Origin of the sequence: Skermanella aerolata KACC 11604 (assembly GCF_000936425.1) — a bacterium.
Classification (GTDB): domain Bacteria; phylum Pseudomonadota; class Alphaproteobacteria; order Azospirillales; family Azospirillaceae; genus Skermanella; species Skermanella aerolata.
On the sequence record NZ_AVFK01000195.1, the window covers coordinates 1 to 621 of the forward strand.

1 protein-coding gene is annotated in these 621 nt (G+C 70.5%); it reads right to left on the reverse strand.

What is annotated here, in order from left to right; translation table 11 throughout:
• A partial coding sequence (locus N826_RS39180; protein ID WP_044438087.1) for a histidine kinase dimerization/phospho-acceptor domain-containing protein occupies nt 1-621 on the reverse strand: 621 nt, incomplete at both ends.

Genomic DNA, 621 nt, shown 5'->3' on the forward strand with positions numbered 1-621 from the left:
GCTCAGCTCCAGCCGCTCGGCCTCGATCCGGGTCAGGTCGAGGATGTCGTTGAGCAGGGCCAGCAGCGTTGCTCCGGCGTCGTGGACATGCTGGGCGTAGCGCCGCTGCTCCGGGTCCAGGGAGGTGCCGAGCAGCAGCCCGGCAAAGCCGAGAACGCCGTTCATCGGCGTGCGCAGCTCGTGGCTCATGTTGGCCAGGAACGAGGACTTGGCCCGGCTGACCCGCTCGGCCTCCCCGCGCGCCGCCTGCAGCGCGGCCTGGGTCGCCTTGTGAGCGTCGATGTCGACCAGCAGGCCGGTCAGGACCGTGATCCGGCCGTCCGCTCCCGGGACCGCCCGAACGGATGCCTCGACCCAGCGGCAGTCGCCGCTGCTCGTCAGGTACCGGATCTCCACCCGGCACTCGGTCAGCTGCCCGCCGGACAGCCTGGCGAGCTGCTCGGCGCACCGCGGCCGGTCGTCGAGATGGACATAGTCCAGGAACGGGGTTCCCAGGCTGTCCTCGACCGGGTAGCCGGTCAGGTTCTCCCAGGCGGGATTGAGGAAGGTCCAGCGGCCGGCCGGATCGACCTGGAAGACGACCTCGCGGCTGCTGAGCACCAGCGTGCGGTACAGCGTTTC